This window comes from Paraburkholderia acidipaludis NBRC 101816, from assembly GCF_000684975.1.
GTDB classification, from domain to species: Bacteria; Pseudomonadota; Gammaproteobacteria; order Burkholderiales; family Burkholderiaceae; genus Paraburkholderia; species Paraburkholderia acidipaludis.
Genome location: NZ_BAXZ01000003.1, coordinates 1 through 19337, shown reverse-complemented (window position 1 = coordinate 19337; position 19337 = coordinate 1). Strand labels below are relative to the sequence as shown.

Below are 19337 nucleotides of genomic sequence, written 5' to 3'. Positions count from 1 at the left end.
CAATGCGCACCGCTCACAGCATGCGATGCAGTTCCGCAAGCGAAAGCGTTGTCTCGAAAAGTCGTGTGAGACTACGGCTTGCGTAGCGCGCGACGTCGCCGGGTGCGACCCATAGCCACGCGTCCATTTCGGGGATCATCACGCCGTCTTCGCGGCGCGGAAAGAGCGACGTGCAATGGCAGCGCGACAAATCGAGTTCCTGCTGCAACGCGCGTGCGGCGAAGAGATGCAAATCCTTGTCCCGCCGGTAGACGAAGCGACCAAGGTCCGCAAGGCGCGCGGCATCGATCTCGATGCCGGTCTCTTCCACCATTTCGCGCAGCGCGCTCGCGCTCTCCGTCTCGCCGGGCTCACCCTGCCCCTTCGGAATGTCCCAATGATTCGTGCCTGTTGCATGCGCGAGCAGCACCCGGCCCTGCGGATCGAGCAGCACGGTACCGCACGAAACGATCTTGCCGCTCACGCCGCGGTGCTCAATGCGTCTTCTGGTAGACCCATGCGCCCGTGCCCTGGCGGCAGAAGCGCGGACGCAGCGTCATCGACTGGCCCTTGGCGTTGACGACCACTTGTGTGTCGCGGCACGTCGTGTCGCCGGTCGTTTCGGTCTTCGTCAGCGTGATGGCCGCGTCGATCTTCACGCTGTTGCGCAGACCTTCGTTCGTCCAGGTTGCGGTCTCGCCGTCCTGCTTCTGATCGACGGCCTCGCGCACGGCCTTGGCGAGCGAGGCGTTGTCGGCCTGCTTCATGTAGGCCGCCGGCGTATTGTTGAGAAAGCTGAGATTCTGGGCATGGGCAACGCCGCCAAGCGCCGCGAGCAGCAGACCCGCGCCAAGGCTGGACAGGATTCGGGTGGACGTCGGCATCGAAGCTTCTCCTTGAAAGGCTGTCGTCGCCGGGGAGGATAGCACGGGCCCTATTTTTCCCGCGCGACGGTGAACGCGAACGGGGCCGCCGTTTGGGACAAGTCTGATAGCGACGTCCGAATTGTCTCCCTATTCTGGACACATTCGACGCCTTAGCCGTCTCGCCCGTCTTGCATATTGTCCCTCATGACCTACTCCATCGCCCTTCGGGTGTTCGCCTTCGTGCTCGCCCTCATCTGCATCGGCCTCATGGCCCTCGTGGCACATTACCTGCCCGCATCCGCCGCAGCCCCGCGCCTGCCCCGCGCCATCCACGTGCCCATGCCCCACTGGCCCGACTTCATGCTGCGCGGAGGCACGGTTTGCCTGCTCGTTTCGTTTGTTGTGCTTATCGCTACCTGTTGCATGATTGCAAGCCTTTGAGGCGCGCAGACGCCATGGCGGAAGAACGATTTCTTCAGCGCAGAAGTCGATTCAACGATCAGGACGAAGCGCTGCACGCGCGGGTTACATTAGCTCTGTCCGACCACTACCCCCACGCATTAACACATTGATCCACAACGGGAAAGGCAACCCGAAAATCCGCCCATCAACCGTCCGATACCCCATCCGTTGCCGACAATCTGGCAATCCATCAGAAGACCCGGTGGCCACCCTCCCACCCATATCCAGCTACGCGCGGAAACGCACTATTGCACGCGCCTTGTGCGCGCGTTCGGCTCTTCCCCGAGTGCGCGAAGCCTTTTCCGCAGTCGGGAGTTATCCGCGAGAAGCACAGCGAACGCCAACACCGTGAACGCGGGCACATACCACTGACCGGCGTAATGGAAGGCCACCCATGCGGCGATCAGCATGGCCGCAGCGCAAATGAGCAACGCCAGTTTGTCCGCGATCCAACTCATGCGACCGTCCTTGCCGCTGCGTCATTGTCGAACATCACGCACGACAAAATATAAGCCTTTCGTTTTCGAATTCAAAAGATAACCGCCATGCACATTTTGATACGAGCCACTACGCCCCAGCCCGTCAAAGTTGAAGCTAACGCAGAGATACTTCTCCCTCCCCTCCCGGACAATCCCCCATTGCGCCAATGTTGGATTGAACGCGGAAGGTTTGATTCCGCGATTGTCTCCAGTGGGCATAGCCTTTGCCAGCGGATAGATTTTCCCCGAATAGATTAGGGCCTGCTCTGCCTTTCTTTCTGCGTACCCAACGTCAGCACCGCCATATTTAAAGGCATATTTCGCGTCGAACCCATCCGCGTAATCGTCTTCTTGAAAAACCTCGCCCACATCGAGAGTCTTGACCTCAACAGCGGGGGATGCCGACACCAACTGAAGGCAACTCTTTACAACGTTTTCGCTTGGCGGTGCCGCCCATCCCAGATTGGAAGCAATCACTAACACCGCTGCAAAATTGCTTTTCTTCATCGGTATTCACTCCCACGCGTCACGTCAAGGTACTGCTGGTTATATTTCCAAAATATCGTTCCACCAACGCCAGCGGTCGAGTCGTAAACATGATCGTAGCGTCCTGTCTCTACTTTTATAGCTTCAGTTTTTTTGGTTTTCTTATCCTGTTTCTTTATGACCTTGTACAGAATAACAAGCTTGGTTGAATCCTTGATGTCGTAAATGTTGTGGCTTGGGTCCGTTATTTTTATTCCATGTCGAACCTTAAAATGTTGAGCATAGTTTTTCTTGATATCTGCCCCATCCCAAAAATACGCACCATTTGATTTATCTGGGCCACCAGCGAGAGCATTGCGCGCGGCATCGATTGCTGCCTGCATGGCAGGATTCTTTGCAATTTGCGCGTCAGTCGCCTTCATCATGGAGTTGTAGCGTTCATTGCCATCGCCGACCACGAATGAGAACGTCGGATCATTTTTTGTAAACGTCGCCATATCAGAATAGCCACGAGCATTAGAGCCGCTCATTAAGCTTACTTGAGTACCACAGCAATACCTTCCTGGCCTGTCGCTGTTGAAGATGTGTTTGTGTCAACAAAATCTCACCACTCACTAAATAACCGACCCCGTTTCTGCATAACGCCTCTTCAGGTCTGGTAATGCCGCGATGACTTTATCCAGTTCGGCCCTGCGCTTCGGAAACGTCGTCACAAAATCATCGCTCGCATACCGCTCAACAAAATCAAAATCCCCCGACAAGATTCGAACAATGCACACCATCACACCCTTATGCCGCTCCATTTCGTCATAAACAATCTGATTTGATGGCACATATTTAGGAGGCAAACCATTCAATAGCTCATCTGACGTGCCCCCGGTTTTAGTACGAAGCACAGCTAGAGTCCGAGGTTAAAGATTCCTTCGCTCTATGGGCCTGCGCAAACTGCGCCGGCGCCAGATAACCGAGCGAGCTGTGAGGCCGCTCGGTGTTGTACTCGATACGCCATTCTTCAATCAAACGCCTAGCGTGACGCATGGAGACGAACCAGTGCTCGTTCAGGCATTCATCGCGGAATCGCCCGTTGAAGCTCTCGATGTAGGCGTTCCCGACCGGCTTGCCGGGCCGGATGAACGACAGCGTGACGCCCACTTCGTAAGCCCATGCATCCAGCACCTTACCAGCGAACTCCGGGCCGTTGTCTACCGTGATGGAAGCGGGCAGGCCGCGCATCTCGCGTAGCCGGTCGAGCACCTGCCTAACCCGCACACCCGGCAACGACGTATCGACCTCGATAGCCAGGCACTCGCGCGTGTAATCGTCGACTACGTTCAGACAGCGAAAGCGCCGACCATAGGCCAGCCCGTCGCTGACGAAGTCCATCGACCCGCTCTGGTTCGGCCCCGTGGTCACCGGCAGCGGTTTGCGCTCGACAGCAGCAATGCGTTTGCGTCTGCGCTTACGCACACTCAGCCCCGCCTTGCTGTACAGCCGCCAGATGCGCTTATGGTTTGCCAGCCAGCCCTCGCGCCGCAACAGCACGTGAATCCGGCGATAGCCATAGCGACGTTTTTGAGCCGCGATGACCATCATCCGCCCAGTCAGCTCTTCGTCGGCGACTGTGCGGCGCGATTCATACTGAAACAGTGAACGAGAAATCCCTACCAGCCCGCAGGCCCGGGTGACACCCATGGTGCGTTCGGTCATCAATATCTGGACCGCCTCGCGTTTGGCCTGCGGGCGTGCTATTTTCGCGACAGCAGGTCCTTCAACGCAGAGTTGTCGAGCATCGATTCGGCAAGCAGACGTTTGAGCTTGTTGTTCTCCTGCTCCAGTTCCTTCAGGCGCTGTGCGTCGGAAACCGTCATGCCGCCGAATTTCGCTTTCCAGTTGTAGTAGGTCGCCTCCGAGATGCCGTGCTTGCGGCACAGTTCCGCTGGCTTCAGGCCTGCCTCGCCTTCCTTCAGCACACCAATAATCTGTTCTTCAGTGAATCGCTTCTTCATGACCGCTCCTTGTCGGAACGGACTCTACACCGTCAGCGTACTAATCTCGGGGAGCAGGTCACACCGGAACGATCGACTGTGGCGAAAAGCGCCACAAACTCCATTGCGTCGCTGCATCGGCAGCGACGCTGTTTTGTGGCAATCTATCTATCCACAATCAAAGGTTTTACGGGGGCAGGAAATGTTCTTGATGTTGGAGACGCGGGCCGATATCTCTAAAGCCCAGCGCAAACTAGAGGCCACACTTCGGCGCGAACTTCCCCGCACAGCACTCAAAAACATTGGATTTCCCGGCGACACAAGGCACGACGTCAGCGTTCGCACCGACGGGCGAACTTGGTACTGGTCGAGTGACAATAACAAACCGAACGTTCCTAATCAGAGGCGCCTGAACTGGTTTGGAATCTACCGCGAAGACGGTGATCTTCAAATCACTGTTGAGATCAACACGACATATGAAGGTCGCAACGATCAGGTTGCGGGTTTCTTTGCGCGCGACAACGAGACTGGAGCAATCTATCTGTTTCACTCTGGCCGCGTCGGCGGCGGAACCAAAGGCGTTAGCAAATCTGCGTTTTTGGCCTGGAGCGATCAACCGTTGATTGACGTCGCCGACTCAGCCGGTGATGTTCGAGAAGGTGTGATCGTGATGCCGATAGAAGGCTTGGCGGCAACCAGATCGGCTGTTCGTTACATCGATACAATAGCCCGGTTCAAGCAAGCAGTCCGGGATGACGAGACGAACTCTCCAGAGTTCCAGCGCAAGATAGGGGAATTTGAAGACTTCTACGCTGAGTCGCGCGGAAGGCGTAAAGGACGTCGATCCAGCAAGATCGACTATGTTTCGCGTCACGGTGACGTGGTTGATGCGGTTTGCAAATGGCGCAAGCAGAAGCTCATGCCGTCACGCGCGCGGATAGTCAAAAACGTCCTAATTGATATGGGTGTCGCCGTGGGGCGGGGATTGATTGAAGTCTTTGAGATCAAAACCAGCACTAGTCGGTCAGACGTATATTCGGCGATCGGGCAACTGATGGTTCATGGCACTAGCAGCGACTGCCGACGGGTGGTCGTGCTGCCCGATGATGGTCCGCTTCCTGATGATCTCAACGACGCGATCCGGCGCCTGGATATTCAGTTGTTGCGATTCACGCTGGACGAGCAGGAAGCACATATCATCGACGGCTTGTAACGCAGAAACACCGAATTCTGCGGGAGTAAGATGAATAGATTGATTGCGGCTATCGCCTTCGCCGCCGAGAAGCATCGGCATCAACAGCGCAAAGACGCGGATGCTTCTCCGTACATCAATCATCCGATTGCCCTCGTGCACGTACTGGCGAACGAAGCCGGAGTCGAGGACGAAACCGTCCTGATCGCTGCCATGCTTCACGACGTCATCGAGGACACGAACACGTCGGAGCACGAATTGGTGCGACTGTTCGGTCAAGCAGTAGCCGACATCGTGAGCGAAGTGACCGACGACAAGGCGCTTCCGAAGGACGAGCGGAAGCGATTGCAGATCGAGCACGCTGCGAGTGCGAGCAGACGCGCGAAATTCGTCAAGCTGGCCGACAAAATATGTAATCTGCGAGACTTGGCAAGCAGTCCGCCGGCTGACTGGAACGCGGAACGTAAGCAGGCGTATTTCGATTGGGCGAAAGCTGTTGTCGATCAGCTTCGCGGCGTGCATCCGACGCTCGAACAGATCTTCGACGAGGCTTATCGATCCCGACTTACTTAGAGCTTCTTCGAGCGTTGGTGGCTAGTGTCGCGACAAAGCAGAGTATCTGGCACCGCAACACAATACCCGCATGCTTCTATCGCTGCTGTCCTTTGGAGCCCTTCAAGGTTGCTTTCGGGAGGAGCATACGTACGTGACTACAATGTTCGTCTTCGCAGCCGAGAAGCACCGGCTCCATCGGCGAAAGGACAAAAATGCTTCGCGCAGCTACTCGATTGGGAGAATTCATGCACGCCGTTACTTGCTCTCGATATGAGATATTGAAGGATGCCATATGAGCGCCAAACTACATGATCTTCATGTTTTCATGTCCCAAGTTACCGAGGAGATGGCCTCTGAATATAGACGCATTTTTTCCCGCGCACCGGATGATCCAGGAACTGCTGGAGACGAGGTGGAAGAAAATTGGGCCAAGTTGTTGCGCGAATGGCTTCCTCCGCACTATCACGTTCGTACGAAAGGGCGGTTGCTTGGCTACGACGGTACGATGTCGCCACAGATCGACGTTGTAGTTCTAAAGCCATCCTACCCGACGAAGCTTCTTGACAAGAAAATATGGCTTGCTCAGGGGGTTGCTGCCGCCTTTGAGTGCAAAACAACGCTTCGCTCCGACCATATTCTCGATTCGGCCAATCGATGCGTACAATTTAAGAATCTGTTCAAGCCTCGAACAGGTTCTCCACGTTTAGAGCTCAGCTCTGCGCTAGTTTTCGGAGTTCTCGCACATTCGCACGCGTGGAAAGCAGAGGGTTCCCGGCCAGTTGATAACGTGAACCGGGTCTTGGCGGGTGACGCAGCAATTGCACCGACGCCCGCGCACGCCATTGACCTCATTTGCGTCGCTGATCTCGCCACGTGGTGGCTAATTCGTCAGCCGCGGGTGGACATTCATGAAGGGATGGGCGATCCCATACAACTCAGAGGGCGGATGGGTGGCAATTGGGCCATCTCCACTGCGATGTGCTGCGCATCACTGAATTCGGAGGGGCAACATCCTGGGTTCCAGCCGGTAGGAGCCTTGCTCGCCCAATTGATTCAGAGGTTAGCGTGGGACGATCCAGCCGTCAGGGATTTTGCTGACTATTTTCGGCTGGCTAAGCTATGGGGAGCCAACGAAGGACCGCAGCGGCTTTGGCCACGTTCGATATATTCAGAGCCGGTCAGGGACGAAGTCGAGAAAGGCAACGTATATCAAGGGCTGGACTGGAGTGGTTGGAGTTGCGAGATAAATTGAGCCGGCATCGATCAGGTCTGAAAGCCGATAGGTAGCGTAGCTACGGGGAGGCGGGGCGGTTAGCTCAGCGTACCGCTCCTTTTGCACCCGACTGATTTGCAGGGGGCTGCCGTTACTGTGCCCCATCAGAATCCGCTTTTGGCTGGGTTACCTGTTGGATGTAGTCCTTTTCGGCGGCAGCTACTTCGGGTTGCCACGACCCAATGGCCGCCGTATTTGCGTCGCCGGACGGCCCTGCAGCGCCATCGCTGTAGACATCGATCTCACCGTGCACGCCGGGATTCAAAAACTGATACGGGTGCCCCCACGGATCGTTCGGTAAGTGGTCCAGGCATCCACCGTCCTTCCAGTTGCCGGGAATCGGCGCGGCGGTTGGCTTTTCGATAAGCGCTTGCAGCCCCTGTGACTGCGTTGGATACGCGCCGTTGTCGAACCAGTCGACCGGTGCGGGTGCTGTGGGCAGCATGCTCTCGCAGGGTATCTCAGGACTTGGCAACAACATCCAGAATGCCGGCAGCCTGGGCAACTTCTTCAACGGCACTACCGGCTCCTATGGCAGCGGCGATTTTGGCGGCGCGTTCACGTCGAGCCCGTATTACTCGGGCGGCGGCGGGAATTCGTACGGCTTCACGATGGGGTAAATCATGGCGGATGATGCCAACCGAAACGATCCCCCGCTCCGCTATCTGGACGTCACGCTCCACCTGACCGGCGTCGAAAACCAGCTCATTTGCGCGGCGATTTTCCGGGCGAACGAGGCAGGTCTGTTGCGCGACTTTGTGGATGTCAACGGCCCCGGCGTCTTCAACAGCGTCGCCAATAACATTTTCGCCAAAATCGCGATTGCGTCTGCCGAGCAGGGAGACCCTTACGCGCAGGCGCTCTGCCTGCAGGCAGGCATTCCGTTCGGTGGCGGAACCGGGACGGCGCAGTAAGACTGATATCAGCCTGCCGTCCTATAGCCATGGCAACGGAAGATTAGTCTTCGCTGACTGAGAAAAAATACGGAACTTCAAAATGATCGAAGTCCGGTGCGTAAAATGGAGGAAGAGTTTCAACGGTTATCGACCCGACCGCCCCAGCGAACTCGTCCTTCGCACGTAGCACAAAGCTGCGCAGGATTGTTTGAATGAATTCGCCGAGACGATCCCCTAATTGTTGGAGTTCGCGGATCATCGTTTCCGCACCCGTTCGCCAATCGGCCGGATCTACTTCATGAAAGAACGCCAAACCGGCCATTGCATCGGATGAATGGTATAGGATATCTCCGTCCAGCTTCCCGCATATAAGCTCAAACCCTGCTTTGTTTTCTGAGAGCGTCGTTAGGGCTGCTTGCCAATGCTGCAGACTGGGATAGTGCATCGAGTGCCCGTTACGCGCAGCGTTGAGCCACTTGCACTGCGAAGCTGCCGTATTAAATGCCGCCAGCAGCGTCGGACCTGCCTCATCGGGCACATATGGATAGCAACAGTTGGTCAAAAACACCCGAACTTCCTTCGAATTTAACCTCAGTTGGGCCTCATGAATCTTGCCCGCCAGAAGGCGGCAAAAAAGTGTCGCCTGACACACGCTGGCAGCCACCTCGGCGTCGGTACAGTCCTCCCGCTTTATCGAGGTTGTGTATGCCAGCTTAAGCAGGACCATCGTCTCATTGAAGATATGGCCAAGAAGATGAAGGCTGTAGCGATCCGACTCCGATAGGTGCGCGATCATGCTATACGGAATAACGATGCGCCTCAAAGCTTTGCTTTTTTGCATGAAAATTCCATATACGCAATCGACCGCGCAGTTAGACAGTTAGACAGGTGCGGCTAGGCGGCTCAGTTGCAGCCGTATGCCGTACAGGTTTTGCTGAACGAGTTCCCGTCCGAATCGGTGCCGTACATTGAGCGGTTTCCGTTGCCGTAGTTCTGGATCGTCTCGTTCCAGTGCTGGCCGTTGGCCGCGGTACCGTTGATCTGCGTCGTGTTGCCGTAGGTGTTGGCGGTCTCGTTCCACGAACTGCCGGCCTGGGCGTTGTAGCCGTTCACCATCGTCGTATTGCCCATCCGGTTCACGGTGTACGAATTGCCGTTCTGGTCGGTGCAGGTCTCCACGGTCGGACCGCCGACACAGTTCGCGTGGGCCGCGCTCGACGCGGCGACGGCAGCGCACAGGAGTGCGAGGTTAAGCAACGCTTTCATGATGGTCTCCTCCAGAAGCTGCGACAAGCATAGCAGCCTCGAAGCGGGACTCCTGGCAGGTGCCCGGAGCTCAGGGCAACCGCCAGCGCCCGTGAGGGCTGCTCACAACCCCTCCGCTACGCCGAGCGCAGCAACGGCTCCGGCGACCGTGAAATGGTGCCGCCAGCGGCTTCCCCGTTCCCGTCCCCTGCTACGTCCTGCCCTGGGCTTCCCGAGCCGTCTTGCGCCCAGATCGTGACCGCATCCGCATGCGGCGCGAGGTGGTCGGGCGCGAGGTGGGCGTAGCGAAGCACCTTCTCGTACTTCGACCACCCGCCCAGCTCCATCAACCGCGGCAGCGACGTGCCGTCCTGCACGTGCCAGCTGGCCCACGTGTGCCGCACGTCGTGGAACCGGAAGTGATCCAGCCCGGCCCGCGCCACGGCGCGCTCCCATTGCGCCCGATCCCAGTTCACGATCGGCTTACCTTTTCGAGCAAAGACGAACCTTTCATGATGCCCAAGATTGCGCCGGATCACCTCGACGGCTTCGCTGTTCAGCGGTACGCCGATCGGGCGCCGCGCTTTCGCCTGGTCCGGGTGGATCCACGTGCGACGCTTCACGAGGTCAACCTGCGACCACTCCAGCCCGAGGATGTTCGCCTGCCAAAGCCCTGTCGCAAACCCGAGGATGGTCGCATCGCGCATCCACTCGGTGCCGATCGCCGCAATGAGCCGTTGTGCCTCGTCGCGCGTGATCCAGCGGACACGCCTGTTATTGACGGGCGCCGCCTGCAGTTTGGTCGCGTGCTCGATCCACTCCCACTCGTTGACGGCCGTGTTCAGCAGCACGCGAATCGTACTGAGATACAGTTTTTTTGTGGCAGCCGAGACCGGCCTCGGTTCGCGCGTGCGTCGGCTGACCGTCGGGAGCGCCGTCAAGATATCCTTGCGCGTCAGCGTCTCAAGCTTCCGGCCGCCGAAGTGTTCGCGAAAATGACGGAGGTGGAGCACCTTGTTGCCATAATCGGGCTTGCCAACGTTCTCCTGCAGGAAGCGCAATGCCGCCTCGTCGAATGTTCGCGAGGGTCGTTCACCGAGACGCGAAGCGCGCCACAGATCGTGCTTTATCTTGTCGTGGTACTCCTGCGCTTCTTTCTGGTTGGTTGTGCCAGTAGTTTGTCTAATTCGCTTGCCGCCCGGTGTGCGGAGATCGTCCAGCAATGTCGTGCCGCTCCTGTATGGCAGCAAGCGTATTGAGGTTATGCCCACGCACTATGAGTACATCGGCACCGTCGCTCATGTCTGGAAAAATGCGTTTGGCGTCGTCATTGAGACCGGTACGGTCGATGTCGGCGACACACTTGCCATCGAAGGTCCGATCTATTTCGAGGAACTACCCGTGCCATCCATTCGGGTAGGCAACGCGGAGGTCCGATCCGAGACGGTCGATGATCAAGCTGGCTTCCCGCGCACCGAAGGTGGAGCAAAGCTCCGAGAGGGAATGCGAGTGCACGTGCTCCGTCACAATGCCGACGCGTTGGCGACGAAGACGTAGCAATCGCCTGCCAGATGACGCCGCGCAGACAAAGTATCGCCAGGCACGCGGCATCGAGCCTTGAATAGTTCGTTTGCGACGAAGGTCCGCTTTCCAATCGCCGTGATCGGGATGAGGTTCGTTCAGGTCGGCGCTCTACCCCCGCCACCTTCTGTCGGAAGGCGCCGGGTCCTTGATGTACGTAGCATTCTTGACTATCGCGTCGAGCCTGTCATCAAGCGCTTTCCGAACATCTGCGGGAAGAGCCTGTCCTCTCGGCTTAACCACACCGTGCGAAATATCTGCGTGCCCTAGATATTCGCTTCTCGAATCCGCAACCGTCGAGCCCACGGATCTAATATGCTCAACGCTGACAAATGCAAGCCCCTCGTACAGCTTGGCCGGCTTCGAATCGCCCCTTTGTACCCAGCGTTTCGCATAAGCCTTGGCAATCCACGGCGCGACGTACTGGTGCCTGCTGACTGACACATCATCCTGATCGGGAGGCGCTTCGAACGCCCCGCGAACAAGCTTTCCCTTCTTGGTGTGGTAAGGGGACATCACCGCGCGAATCAGCACTTCGCGCCCTTCAAGCTGCCGCGGCACCTTCCTTGTACAAGCTCTCGATACCCAAAGTCCAATCGATACTTTCCAGAGAATGCGGGACCGCGCTGCCCACAATCGTCGACACAGCGAAATCAATGTCGCCAAGTTCGAGTCCCCGAATAGATCCGCCCAGAAATATCGACTTACCCACTTTCGGTGCGGTGTAAAAGCCAAACGTATCGATTCCGATTTCAAGACTCGCACGCCCGAGCAAACCTTCCCATTCAATCAGAATCGTCCCGGAAACACTGGGCAGCAGATAGTCGGGTGGGTTGCGCAGGAGCATCAACAAGCTTTTAGCGTTATTGACAATCGCAACATCGATAGATGCCGCGCCGTGGCCGTCCCAGTCTTCGCCCAAGGCCTTCACATCGGAAAGCTGCTCATCAAGCGAAGCTTCGTACCACATAGGCCGGCGCGGTTGAGCTTGAGGAATAGCATATAGCCTTCGGCCTTCGAGCCCAGCGCCAAATAAGCGAGACTCCCCCATTGGGATTGCCACGTTGGGGAGCCCAGATGCCCAACCTGAGACAGTCGTCATGATTTGGGCCTCATCGCTTCGCGTATAGGCTGGGTGAGCGACAGGAACAGGTCGTGTATGACGCCGCGGGCCTCCGTTAATGCCTCAATCGCTTCGTCAGCGGAACGCCCGATTTGTCGCTGGATCAGAACGGAAGTATCCAGCAGCGCGGCCGTTTCTGTCCCGCGCATTGCCTTACCAATGTTCATCGTGAGCACCCCCACCCCGATCGGGACCGAAAACGTCACATTCGGCTCTATCTCGGCCTGGGCCAGGTTTGCAATCGAATCCGGAAGCAATATCTGGATGCCCAGCACGTCGCGAAGAAACGCAGCTATGCTTCGGCCGCCTGTCAATTCCTCATTGAAAATATCGATATACCTCACTACAGCTTGTGAAACATCAGGAAGCGGCTCTCCCGCTTGCTGATGCGCAGCGTATAAGGCATCGATCCCGGCACGAACCTCCGGGCGGAACGATTGCCAGCTCTGGTAGTCCGGTGGCAAAGCGTTCGCGCTAAATATGCCCTTACCGATCTGAAAAAGCGGAGATTGTCGGTCGACCTGGGTAGGCCTGAACCGGCATGCGGGTAGCTGCGGAGGCGTAGGTATGCCTGGGGGTATAAGACGCTCGAGCCGACCGTAACCGCGTTGCGCGATGATCATCGCAAACTGCATGAAAATCGCTTCATCCTGACTGCGCGGTAACGTTAGCGGAATTTGAAGCGGCCCATTACTCGTGGGAATGGGCATCGACGGACCCCACCGCAGTTCGGCAATGAGCTCAGCAAGCGGAGCGTTCTGGAACTGTACACTCATCGTTGTCGTTTCCTCGGCCACGCCATTCTCGATCGCTTCAGATGTATGGCACTCCGGGTAGATGGTGGCTGGCTTCTCTTTTTTCTAGCATACCAGTCTCAAAAGACGCTTTGCGGGAAATCGACGGGGCAGCGCTGACAACGCGAGGTGCGTTCGGAACCAGCTTCGGTGTAACCCCGGCGTAACCCCGCCGAAGTCAGAATCGCTGGAAGTGGCGCGACAGGAGGGGCTCGAACCCCCGACCCTCGGCTTAGAAGGCCGATGCTCTATCCAGCTGAGCTACTGTCGCGCAGGAGCGCGTCGTCCGCGCCACCCTCTCACGCGCAGAACGCGGCAAGATGGGCGCTGGATTATACCGCGTCCAGCCCGGGCGAGCCGCACCCGGCCTGCGTTGCGTCAGACGGGCTGCTGATGCACCACGAACCAGCCGAGACAAATGGCGCCTGCAATCACGCAGTACACGCCAAACGAGGCAAGACGCCCGCGTCCTTCGAAATAACGCATCAGGAAGCGCACGCTAAGCCATGCCGCGATGCCTGTGAGCACACCGCCCACCGCCGCCGTCATCAACTGATCGCGCGCGTGAAATAGCTTCGGCAGTTCGAACAGCCCCGCGGCGAAGATAATCGGCGTGCCGAGCAGGAACGAAAACTCGGCGGCCTTCTCGGTCGTCAGTCCGGCCGCATTGCCGGCAATCATCGTGAGGCCGCTGCGCGAAAAGCCCGGGATCAGTGCGCCGATCTGCGCGAGTCCTACGAGGAAAGCCTGGCGAAACGCGAGCCGCTCCGGCGGCCGATGCGTACGGGTGCGCTGCAGACGATCGCCGAACCACAGCAACACGCCATTGATCATCAACGCGGCAGCGACGATGCGCAGGTCATGAAAGATCGCCTCAATGCGCTTTTCCAGCACAATTCCGACGATCCCCGCCGGAATCGTGCCGATGATCAGTGCCCACACCATGTGGCTGTCGTCGCTGTGCCGTCCGGTAAGCGAGCCGAAAAAGCCGCGGATCAGCGCAACCCAGCGCTCGCGGAAGTACCACAGCAGGGCAACGGCCGTGCCGAGATGCAGCGCGACGAGAAATGGCAGCAATTGCGGCGCGTGCTTGTCGATATGCATGCCAAACAGCGCCGGCACCAGCAACGTGTGACCAAGGCTGCTGACCGGAAAGAGTTCGGTAACGCCCTGCAGCACGCTCAAAAAGAGTAGAAACCAGAGACTCACTCGCGAATCCTCAAAGTGGGGTGGTTGACGCCGAACCGAGGCAATACCGGCGCGGCAGAGCGCACCGATTATGCCGGTGGCCGCCGCCGAGCGCCATGCATCGAGGGAGATTTGTCGGCAAATTTACGGCGCCGCAACAATTTTGCGGGCGCCGACGCGGCGAATGGCGCTAGATGGTGAAGGGCGTGATCGCGCACCCGAACGCCGCCCGCGGGAGCGGGATGCGATATCTGCCAATGATGAGAGAAGCGCGAGAAAACAGGGCTGAAGCAAACCGCGAGGTGTGCCTGCTTCAGCGCGCCATCTTGTAGAAAAAGTAAGCGCTGCTGCCGACGAACAGTCCGAACAGTGCCGTACTCATGGCCATGGCGATATCCATGGGGACCTCCTGAATCGATCTGTGCTCTATCGCACGATGTAGCGCGATTATCCGTCCCCGACTTCGCCCGCCATACCCGCGCTTTCCCGACAAAGGGTTTTCACGCATCGGAAAGCGGCGCACAATTCGCGTGCATGGCGCGACGCTGCCCCCTTCTCCCCTCTCCTCATACGAGCCCAATGGAATCCAGCCCTCAGCACGACATCCTCGATATTTCCAGCGGCGCTTCGACGCTGCGCTTCGCTCCGTGGGCCGGCGGACGGCTGCTCTCGTGGCATGTCGACGGCCAACCTGTCATCCACTGGCCCGAACACGCAAACTGGAGCGAGCCTGCGCGCATACGCGGCGGCAACCCGCTGCTGTTCCCGTTCCTCGGCCGTCATCGCGTAGACGGCCAGATCGGCCGATGGCGCGACGCACAGGGCGTAGTCCGCGATCTTCCCATGCACGGCTTCGCGCGCGACCTGCCGTTCGCTGCTCAGATCGACGACGACGGGCACGGTATTCACATGACGCTCGCCGACCCGGAAGCCACTCGTACCGGCTACCCGTTCTCGTTCCGCTTCGAAGCGGCCTATCGCCTCGCCGATGATCACACGCTCGACGTCTCGCTGACGGCGACCAATACAGGTAGCGATCCGCTGCCCTGGTACGCCGGTCATCACTTCTATTTCACGCTGCCCCATGGGCAACGCGCGCAGACAACGATTGAGCTGCCGCCGACGGTGCGCCGGTATCAACTGCCTGATGGCTCGATCAGCCCGACCGAAGCGGGCGCAGCACAGTACCGCCTCGACGATCCGCAGATCGTCGACCGCTTTCACGTGCTCGAGCCGACGCCGCCGGCCGCGCCGGTGCGGATGATCGCGCCGGGCCTCGGCCGTGTCGTGACGATCGAGCTCGATCGCCCCGGCTCGATGTCGTGGTACGCGGTGACCACCTGGACCGAAGCCGAAAATTCCGACTTCTATTGCATCGAGCCGTGGCTCGGCCTGCCGGATGCGATCCACAACGGGCTCGGGCTGCATTGGCTCGCGCCAGGAGCAAGTGCACGAGCCGACCTGCGCGTCTGCGTCGCCGAGCTCGTCTAACGCTACCTGCATGCCTCTCAGGCTCGTCACCCGGCCGCATCCAGGCCGGCGACGAGCGCGCTGCAAACGACAATGACGCGCCCGCCTGGCCAAACCCGCTAAAATCGGACGTTTTGCCGGCGCGGCCTGTCCGTCCGGCAGCGTCTTGCGAGGTTCAATGTTGGCAACAGGAATCAGACGTTTCGCCTGCGCGACGCTAGTCGCGCTACTCGCCGCCTGCGGCTCGGCGCCGGTCGGACCCGGCTACTATCGCGTGGAACGCGGCGACACGGTAAACAAAATCGCGCGCAGTAAAGGGCAGTCAGTACAGAACATCGTGCGCTGGAACAATCTGTCCAATCCCGACGCCATCGAGGTAGGCCAGGTTCTGCGTGTCGCACCGCCCGCGGGCACGGTCAGTTCCGCGGCGAGCGCTGCGCCGCGAGCGAGCCGTCCGGCCCCTGCTGCCGCCGACAATGCGCCGGTTGCCGCACCCGCCTCCTCGATCTCCCTCGTCTGGCCGGCCAACGGCACCGTGATCCGCGGCTTCGACGGACGCAATTCGAAAGGCATCGACATCGCCAATAGCGCGGGCACACCGGTGGTGGCCGCCGCGGCCGGCTCGGTCGTCTATGCCGGTAATGGTCTGCGCGGTTACGGCAATCTGCTGATCATCAAGCACAGCGGCGACTATCTGACGGCTTACGCGCACAATCAAACGCTGCTCGTGAAGGAAGGCCAGACGGTGGCGCAAGGTCAACAGGTTGCGCAGATGGGCAGCACCGACAGCGATCGCGTGATGCTGCACTTCGAGCTACGCTACCAGGGACGGTCGATCGACCCGACCCACGATTTGCCGGCGCGCTGAGCTTCGGCACAATTGAACGCTGGACGAAAAAAAAGCCCGGCATGGCGCCGGGCTAACGGGGGTTTGGCGCATATCGGCAAAGGACCGGTTTACCATGCGCCGAGGTGCAATCTATCAATGGCCGTTAACGTGCGCAACGATTTAATTCGATTAAAAATGTGTCTCTGCGCACGGATTAAGGACCACACCCGCTTTTTATAGCGAACCTGATCACGGTAAGCGCTGCCATTGAGCATTACCCGCGCTTGCCGTCATATCTTTACAAAATCAATACATATTCGCCAAATATTTGAATTTATAGGATTTTGTGCAATCGCACAAAAGCAATACAAGGCTGTTCGAGCGGCATTTCGGATGTCAGTGACAATGGACGATTTCGAGCTGCTTCGCTCGTGTGTATTTGGTGGGCAAACGCACGCATGTCGCGATTTAGTCGAGATTACACGTGTGGATTTGAAACAGATTTATCAATTCCGGCTTTTGTCTGATTAAGACAGAAATCGCTTTGTATTATTAATAAGGATAGTCCGGGACACGGATGGTTTTCCGCGTGTCGTCTGCCGCGCCGGATCGTTTATAGTATCTGCCGCAACTCATTCCACCATGACCATGACTACCCCAGACGCCACGCCCAGCGCGCTGTACGCCAAATTGCTCGGTGAAACGGCAAAAATCGACTGGCAGGATCTCGAGCGGTTCTTCGCACAAGGCAAGCTGCTTTCCGTGGCGCGCGATCTGGATCTCGTAAGCGTCGCCGAGGCTATCGCCAGCGACAACGCCGAACCCGTCATCCAATGGCTTTCCGCCGGGCTCGTCGAGCGAATGCAGGCCGCCACTGCCGCGGACTATGCCGCGCGCAAGCCGGAATTGTGGGCAGTCGTCGTCTCGCCGTGGATCTGTGTGCAGGAGCGCGGTTGAGCGACAGCCTTCCCCTTCCTGCAGAGCGCGGCTGGCACCGCCGGGTTCTAACGCTCGCTTTTCCGATCGTCCTCGCAAATCTCACCCAGCCGATACTCGGCGCAGTCGATACGGCGGTCGCCGGTCATCTCGGCAGTGCCGCCGACCTCGGCGGCGTAGCACTTGGCGGATTGTTCTTCAACTTTGTCTTCTGGGGATTCGGCTTTCTGCGCATGGGCACTACCGGGCTCGTCGCGCAGGCATTCGGCGCCGGCGACCGTGCGGCGCTGCGCGCCAACGTCGTGCGCGCGCTGCTGCTGGCGTTCGCGATCGGCGCCCTGATTCTGGTGATCCAGGCACCGTTGATCCGCTACGTACTCGCGTTGATCGGCGGCAGCCATGAAGTTCAGGCCAACGCCCGGCTGTACTGCGCAGGACGCATTGGCTCCGCCCCCTTTGCTCTCGCGAACTACGTGGTGCTGGGCTACCTGCTCGGTACCCAGCGCGTGCGGGTGGCACTCGCCGCTCAGGTGTTCATCAACGTCGTGAACATGATCGCGGTGCTGCTCTATGTATATGACCTGCATTGGGGCATCGCGGGCATCGGTGCGGCGACCGCAACGGCGGACGCATGCGGCTTTGCCTTCGGCTCAGCGGTGCTTTGGTGGTTACGCCCCCGCGGTCTGCCGCCGCTTCAATGGACAGCCCTGCTCGAACCGCAGTCACTCAAGCGCCTTGTCGTCATCAACCGGGACATCTTTCTGCGGACGATGTGTCTGCTCGGGTCGTTCGGCTGGTTTGCCCATCTGGGGGCGAAGCAAGGCGACGCGATACTTGCCGCCAATGCTCTGCTGCTGAACTTTCAGACCTTCATGGCATACGGCCTCGATGGCTTTGCGCATGCGGCGGAGGCACTGGTCGGCGCAGCCATCGGCGCGCGCGATCGGGATGCTTTCCGGCAAGCGGTCAAGGTGAACCTGCTCTGGTCTGTACTCGGAGCGCTCGGGTTCTCGCTGGCCTATTGGACTGCAGGTGGCTGGATCATCGACCAGCTAACCGACCAGACCACCGTGCGCGATGCCGCGCGAACCTTCCTGCCTTGGGCTGCGCTCTCGCCGTTAATTTCAGTCTGGGGCTTTCTGCTGGACGGCGTCTTCATAGGCGCCACGCGCACGCACGATCTCATGCGTGCGATGGCGTTATCGCTCGCTCTGTTTCTGGTGGCCTCATGGGCCTTGGTGGGCCCCTTCGCCAATCACGGCCTATGGGGTGCGCTGCTGCTCTTCATGGCCGCGCGAGGGCTGACGCTCTCGCCTCTGCTGCCACGGGTTTCTCGCGCCATCGTTCCTCGCGCCGTCCAGTCCTGACAATAGCGCGGCCGCGGTCTTTATTGAGCCGGCGGCGGGTTATCGATCATGGTGGGCGGCCGATCGTCGGTCGGAACACCGTGGTAGTCAGGTGGATCCTGCGGCGGTGTCCCATGGTGTTTGACCGTCATATCGTCGGCGCATGCCGAGAGGAAAGCGGCCATCGCTGCCGCAACAAAGATACGAAGCATTTGTCCGAATCCTTTCAAATTTATTTCGCTTCTGGCACGAAAATCGGCCGCAACGTTGCGCCGATTTCCCCACTTTTTTTCCTGCCTGCTGCTGTCCTAAGATACTCGTATGGCTGCAACTGAAGGAGGCTGCCATGGATGCCGAAACTATTGCTGGTCTCGCCGGGCTGGCGGTTGGCCTGCTTGTCCTGCTCGGGCTATCGGTCTTCGAATCGCGTGCCTACCGGAAGGAGCACGATGGCGAAGGCATGATGCATCACTGGTTGGTTGCACATCACGTGCTCGGCCGGGTACGCCGCAGGCACTGAACGCAGATGCGCGGTTCGACGCGCCGCGCGCGCCGGTTGGTCCGTAATGACGCCCTGAGTTCTCAGGTCCTGGAGACTGTTTGACCGAACTATCGGGAAGCTCTGGGCGGACAGAATACATTTGCGGCCGGC

Annotated in this window: 26 protein-coding genes, 1 tRNA gene and 1 pseudogene; 12 read left to right on the top strand and 16 right to left on the bottom strand. The window is 58.7% G+C overall.

All coding sequences use genetic code 11. From position 1 onward, the window contains the following. Positions 1-13 precede the first annotated feature (13 nt). Together BAC01S_RS02765 and BAC01S_RS02760 are read right to left on the bottom strand one after the other, a co-directional pair. Positions 14-463 carry an NUDIX hydrolase gene (locus tag BAC01S_RS02765; RefSeq protein WP_027793382.1) on the bottom strand — a complete coding sequence of 150 codons (450 nt, stop codon included), beginning with the start codon at positions 461-463 and terminating at the stop codon, positions 14-16. A 10-nt stretch (positions 464-473) separates the two neighbouring features. Then, positions 474-863, bottom strand: coding sequence for a hypothetical protein (locus tag BAC01S_RS02760; RefSeq protein WP_027793381.1), 390 nt, complete (start codon positions 861-863; stop codon positions 474-476). A gap of 186 nt (positions 864-1049) precedes the next feature. Between BAC01S_RS02760 and BAC01S_RS02755 the strand changes: the two genes are divergently transcribed. Next, on the top strand, positions 1050-1286 hold the full coding sequence (locus tag BAC01S_RS02755; RefSeq protein ID WP_027793380.1) for a hypothetical protein: 237 nt from the start codon (positions 1050-1052) through the stop codon (positions 1284-1286). Between the two features lie 266 nt (positions 1287-1552). On the opposite strand, the gene BAC01S_RS02750 is transcribed toward BAC01S_RS02755, so the two are convergent. The 5 genes from BAC01S_RS02750 to BAC01S_RS02735 all read right to left on the bottom strand — a co-directional run bounded on the left by BAC01S_RS02750 (position 1553) and on the right by BAC01S_RS02735 (position 4278). Then, the gene (locus BAC01S_RS02750) at positions 1553-1765 is read right to left on the bottom strand and encodes a hypothetical protein (RefSeq protein ID WP_027793379.1); all 213 of its coding nucleotides are present in this window, start codon (positions 1763-1765) and stop codon (positions 1553-1555) included. A gap of 21 nt (positions 1766-1786) precedes the next feature. Then, the gene (locus BAC01S_RS34360) at positions 1787-2293 is read right to left on the bottom strand and encodes a hypothetical protein (protein WP_156954289.1); all 507 of its coding nucleotides are present in this window, start codon (positions 2291-2293) and stop codon (positions 1787-1789) included. Then, positions 2290-2802, bottom strand: coding sequence for a hypothetical protein (locus BAC01S_RS34355; RefSeq protein WP_156954288.1), 513 nt, complete (start codon positions 2800-2802; stop codon positions 2290-2292). Before BAC01S_RS34355 ends, BAC01S_RS34360 begins: the two co-directional genes overlap by 4 nt. Positions 2803-2886: 84 nt before the next feature. Continuing rightward, complete coding sequence (locus BAC01S_RS30150) at positions 2887-3168, bottom strand: hypothetical protein (protein WP_156954287.1); 282 nt, start codon at positions 3166-3168, stop codon at positions 2887-2889. Further along, a protein-coding gene (locus BAC01S_RS02735) for an IS3 family transposase (RefSeq protein ID WP_156954286.1) occupies positions 3155-4278 on the bottom strand; the annotation gives its coding sequence in 2 pieces (ribosomal slippage) (positions 3155-4029 and positions 4029-4278; 1125 coding nt in all). The genes BAC01S_RS30150 and BAC01S_RS02735 overlap by 14 nt, the downstream gene beginning before the upstream one ends. A gap of 187 nt (positions 4279-4465) precedes the next feature. On the opposite strand from BAC01S_RS02735, the gene BAC01S_RS30145 reads away from it, so the two are divergent. From BAC01S_RS30145 to BAC01S_RS34350, 3 genes are all read left to right on the top strand, one after another. Then, positions 4466-5470, top strand: coding sequence for a hypothetical protein (locus BAC01S_RS30145; RefSeq protein WP_245616495.1), 1005 nt, complete (start codon positions 4466-4468; stop codon positions 5468-5470). A gap of 30 nt (positions 5471-5500) precedes the next feature. Continuing rightward, positions 5501-6022 (top strand): HD domain-containing protein, encoded by a 522-nt coding sequence (locus BAC01S_RS02720; protein WP_027793375.1) that lies wholly within the window; start codon positions 5501-5503, stop codon positions 6020-6022. A gap of 274 nt (positions 6023-6296) precedes the next feature. Then, positions 6297-7256, top strand: a complete 960-nt coding sequence (locus BAC01S_RS34350; RefSeq protein ID WP_156954285.1) for a DUF6602 domain-containing protein — start codon at positions 6297-6299, stop codon at positions 7254-7256. Between the two features lie 190 nt (positions 7257-7446). Here the strand turns inward: BAC01S_RS34350 and BAC01S_RS35435 are convergent. Next, positions 7447-7686 (bottom strand): annotated as a pseudogene (locus BAC01S_RS35435) (type II secretion system protein GspG); the annotation flags it as partial. Positions 7687-7720: 34 nt separating this feature from the next. On the opposite strand from BAC01S_RS35435, the gene BAC01S_RS34995 reads away from it, so the two are divergent. Further along, a complete protein-coding gene (locus BAC01S_RS34995) occupies positions 7721-7897 on the top strand; it encodes a hypothetical protein (protein WP_169740090.1) in 177 nt (58 codons plus the stop codon). 3 nt (positions 7898-7900) lie between these two features. Continuing rightward, a complete protein-coding gene (locus BAC01S_RS30135) occupies positions 7901-8191 on the top strand; it encodes a hypothetical protein (protein WP_043201011.1) in 291 nt (96 codons plus the stop codon). Between the two features lie 43 nt (positions 8192-8234). Here the strand turns inward: BAC01S_RS30135 and BAC01S_RS02705 are convergent, their stop codons facing one another. The 3 genes from BAC01S_RS02705 to BAC01S_RS30130 all read right to left on the bottom strand — a co-directional run bounded on the left by BAC01S_RS02705 (position 8235) and on the right by BAC01S_RS30130 (position 10641). Beyond that, a complete protein-coding gene (locus tag BAC01S_RS02705) occupies positions 8235-9014 on the bottom strand; it encodes a hypothetical protein (RefSeq protein WP_027793374.1) in 780 nt (259 codons plus the stop codon). 62 nt (positions 9015-9076) lie between these two features. Further along, the gene (locus tag BAC01S_RS02700; protein ID WP_043201159.1) at positions 9077-9439 is read right to left on the bottom strand and encodes a hypothetical protein; all 363 of its coding nucleotides are present in this window, start codon (positions 9437-9439) and stop codon (positions 9077-9079) included. Positions 9440-9555: 116 nt separating this feature from the next. Next, the gene (locus tag BAC01S_RS30130) at positions 9556-10641 is read right to left on the bottom strand and encodes a tyrosine-type recombinase/integrase (RefSeq protein ID WP_245616494.1); all 1086 of its coding nucleotides are present in this window, start codon (positions 10639-10641) and stop codon (positions 9556-9558) included. 4 nt (positions 10642-10645) lie between these two features. On the opposite strand from BAC01S_RS30130, the gene BAC01S_RS34345 reads away from it, so the two are divergent. Next, a complete protein-coding gene (locus BAC01S_RS34345; protein ID WP_169740089.1) occupies positions 10646-10975 on the top strand; it encodes a hypothetical protein in 330 nt (109 codons plus the stop codon). A 568-nt stretch (positions 10976-11543) separates the two neighbouring features. Here the strand turns inward: BAC01S_RS34345 and BAC01S_RS02680 are convergent. The 4 genes from BAC01S_RS02680 to BAC01S_RS02665 form a co-directional block, all read right to left on the bottom strand. Continuing rightward, positions 11544-11969, bottom strand: a complete 426-nt coding sequence (locus tag BAC01S_RS02680) for a hypothetical protein (protein ID WP_027793370.1) — start codon at positions 11967-11969, stop codon at positions 11544-11546. A gap of 128 nt (positions 11970-12097) precedes the next feature. After that, the gene (locus BAC01S_RS02675; protein WP_027793369.1) at positions 12098-12919 is read right to left on the bottom strand and encodes a TIGR04255 family protein; all 822 of its coding nucleotides are present in this window, start codon (positions 12917-12919) and stop codon (positions 12098-12100) included. Positions 12920-13110: 191 nt separating this feature from the next. Then, positions 13111-13187: transfer RNA gene (locus tag BAC01S_RS02670), tRNA-Arg, on the bottom strand. 107 nt (positions 13188-13294) lie between these two features. Next, positions 13295-14125 (bottom strand): undecaprenyl-diphosphate phosphatase, encoded by an 831-nt coding sequence (locus BAC01S_RS02665; RefSeq protein WP_027793368.1) that lies wholly within the window; start codon positions 14123-14125, stop codon positions 13295-13297. A gap of 558 nt (positions 14126-14683) precedes the next feature. Between BAC01S_RS02665 and BAC01S_RS02655 the strand changes: the two genes are divergently transcribed. The 4 genes from BAC01S_RS02655 (at position 14684) to BAC01S_RS02640 (ending at position 18706) form a co-directional block, all read left to right on the top strand. Further along, positions 14684-15595 carry an aldose epimerase family protein gene (locus tag BAC01S_RS02655; protein WP_027793367.1) on the top strand — a complete coding sequence of 304 codons (912 nt, stop codon included), beginning with the start codon at positions 14684-14686 and terminating at the stop codon, positions 15593-15595. 157 nt (positions 15596-15752) lie between these two features. Then, complete coding sequence (locus tag BAC01S_RS02650) at positions 15753-16442, top strand: peptidoglycan DD-metalloendopeptidase family protein (RefSeq protein ID WP_027793366.1); 690 nt, start codon at positions 15753-15755, stop codon at positions 16440-16442. Positions 16443-17051: 609 nt separating this feature from the next. Next, on the top strand, positions 17052-17360 hold the full coding sequence (locus BAC01S_RS02645; protein ID WP_027793365.1) for a DUF2288 domain-containing protein: 309 nt from the start codon (positions 17052-17054) through the stop codon (positions 17358-17360). Beyond that, positions 17357-18706, top strand: a complete 1350-nt coding sequence (locus BAC01S_RS02640; RefSeq protein ID WP_027793364.1) for an MATE family efflux transporter — start codon at positions 17357-17359, stop codon at positions 18704-18706. Before BAC01S_RS02645 ends, BAC01S_RS02640 begins: the two co-directional genes overlap by 4 nt. Before the next feature lie 20 nt (positions 18707-18726). Here the strand turns inward: BAC01S_RS02640 and BAC01S_RS34990 are convergent, their stop codons facing one another. Beyond that, positions 18727-18897 (bottom strand): hypothetical protein, encoded by a 171-nt coding sequence (locus tag BAC01S_RS34990; RefSeq protein WP_169740093.1) that lies wholly within the window; start codon positions 18895-18897, stop codon positions 18727-18729. A 134-nt stretch (positions 18898-19031) separates the two neighbouring features. Here BAC01S_RS34990 and BAC01S_RS34985 point away from each other — a divergent pair, with 134 nt between their 5' ends. Continuing rightward, on the top strand, positions 19032-19205 hold the full coding sequence (locus tag BAC01S_RS34985) for a hypothetical protein (RefSeq protein ID WP_169740092.1): 174 nt from the start codon (positions 19032-19034) through the stop codon (positions 19203-19205). Positions 19206-19337 lie beyond the last annotated feature (132 nt).

Coding starts and splice junctions, on each gene's coding strand:
- BAC01S_RS02755 (WP_027793380.1), top strand. CDS start 1,050: ATGACCTACTCCATCGCCCTTCGGGTGTTCGCCTTCGTGCTCGCCCTC.
- BAC01S_RS02680 (WP_027793370.1), bottom strand. CDS start 11,969: ATGTGGTACGAAGCTTCGCTTGATGAGCAGCTTTCCGATGTGAAGGCC.
- BAC01S_RS34990 (WP_169740093.1), bottom strand. CDS start 18,897: ATGCTTCGTATCTTTGTTGCGGCAGCGATGGCCGCTTTCCTCTCGGCA.
- BAC01S_RS02700 (WP_043201159.1), bottom strand. CDS start 9,439: ATGAAAGCGTTGCTTAACCTCGCACTCCTGTGCGCTGCCGTCGCCGCG.
- BAC01S_RS34355 (WP_156954288.1), bottom strand. CDS start 2,802: ATGAGCGGCTCTAATGCTCGTGGCTATTCTGATATGGCGACGTTTACA.
- BAC01S_RS34995 (WP_169740090.1), top strand. CDS start 7,721: ATGCTCTCGCAGGGTATCTCAGGACTTGGCAACAACATCCAGAATGCC.
- BAC01S_RS02705 (WP_027793374.1), bottom strand. CDS start 9,014: ATGCAAAAAAGCAAAGCTTTGAGGCGCATCGTTATTCCGTATAGCATG.
- BAC01S_RS02655 (WP_027793367.1), top strand. CDS start 14,684: ATGGAATCCAGCCCTCAGCACGACATCCTCGATATTTCCAGCGGCGCT.
- BAC01S_RS02645 (WP_027793365.1), top strand. CDS start 17,052: ATGACTACCCCAGACGCCACGCCCAGCGCGCTGTACGCCAAATTGCTC.
- BAC01S_RS34985 (WP_169740092.1), top strand. CDS start 19,032: ATGGATGCCGAAACTATTGCTGGTCTCGCCGGGCTGGCGGTTGGCCTG.
- BAC01S_RS02650 (WP_027793366.1), top strand. CDS start 15,753: ATGTTGGCAACAGGAATCAGACGTTTCGCCTGCGCGACGCTAGTCGCG.
- BAC01S_RS34360 (WP_156954289.1), bottom strand. CDS start 2,293: ATGAAGAAAAGCAATTTTGCAGCGGTGTTAGTGATTGCTTCCAATCTG.
- BAC01S_RS34350 (WP_156954285.1), top strand. CDS start 6,297: ATGAGCGCCAAACTACATGATCTTCATGTTTTCATGTCCCAAGTTACC.
- BAC01S_RS02750 (WP_027793379.1), bottom strand. CDS start 1,765: ATGAGTTGGATCGCGGACAAACTGGCGTTGCTCATTTGCGCTGCGGCC.
- BAC01S_RS30135 (WP_043201011.1), top strand. CDS start 7,901: ATGGCGGATGATGCCAACCGAAACGATCCCCCGCTCCGCTATCTGGAC.
- BAC01S_RS02720 (WP_027793375.1), top strand. CDS start 5,501: ATGAATAGATTGATTGCGGCTATCGCCTTCGCCGCCGAGAAGCATCGG.
- BAC01S_RS02760 (WP_027793381.1), bottom strand. CDS start 863: ATGCCGACGTCCACCCGAATCCTGTCCAGCCTTGGCGCGGGTCTGCTG.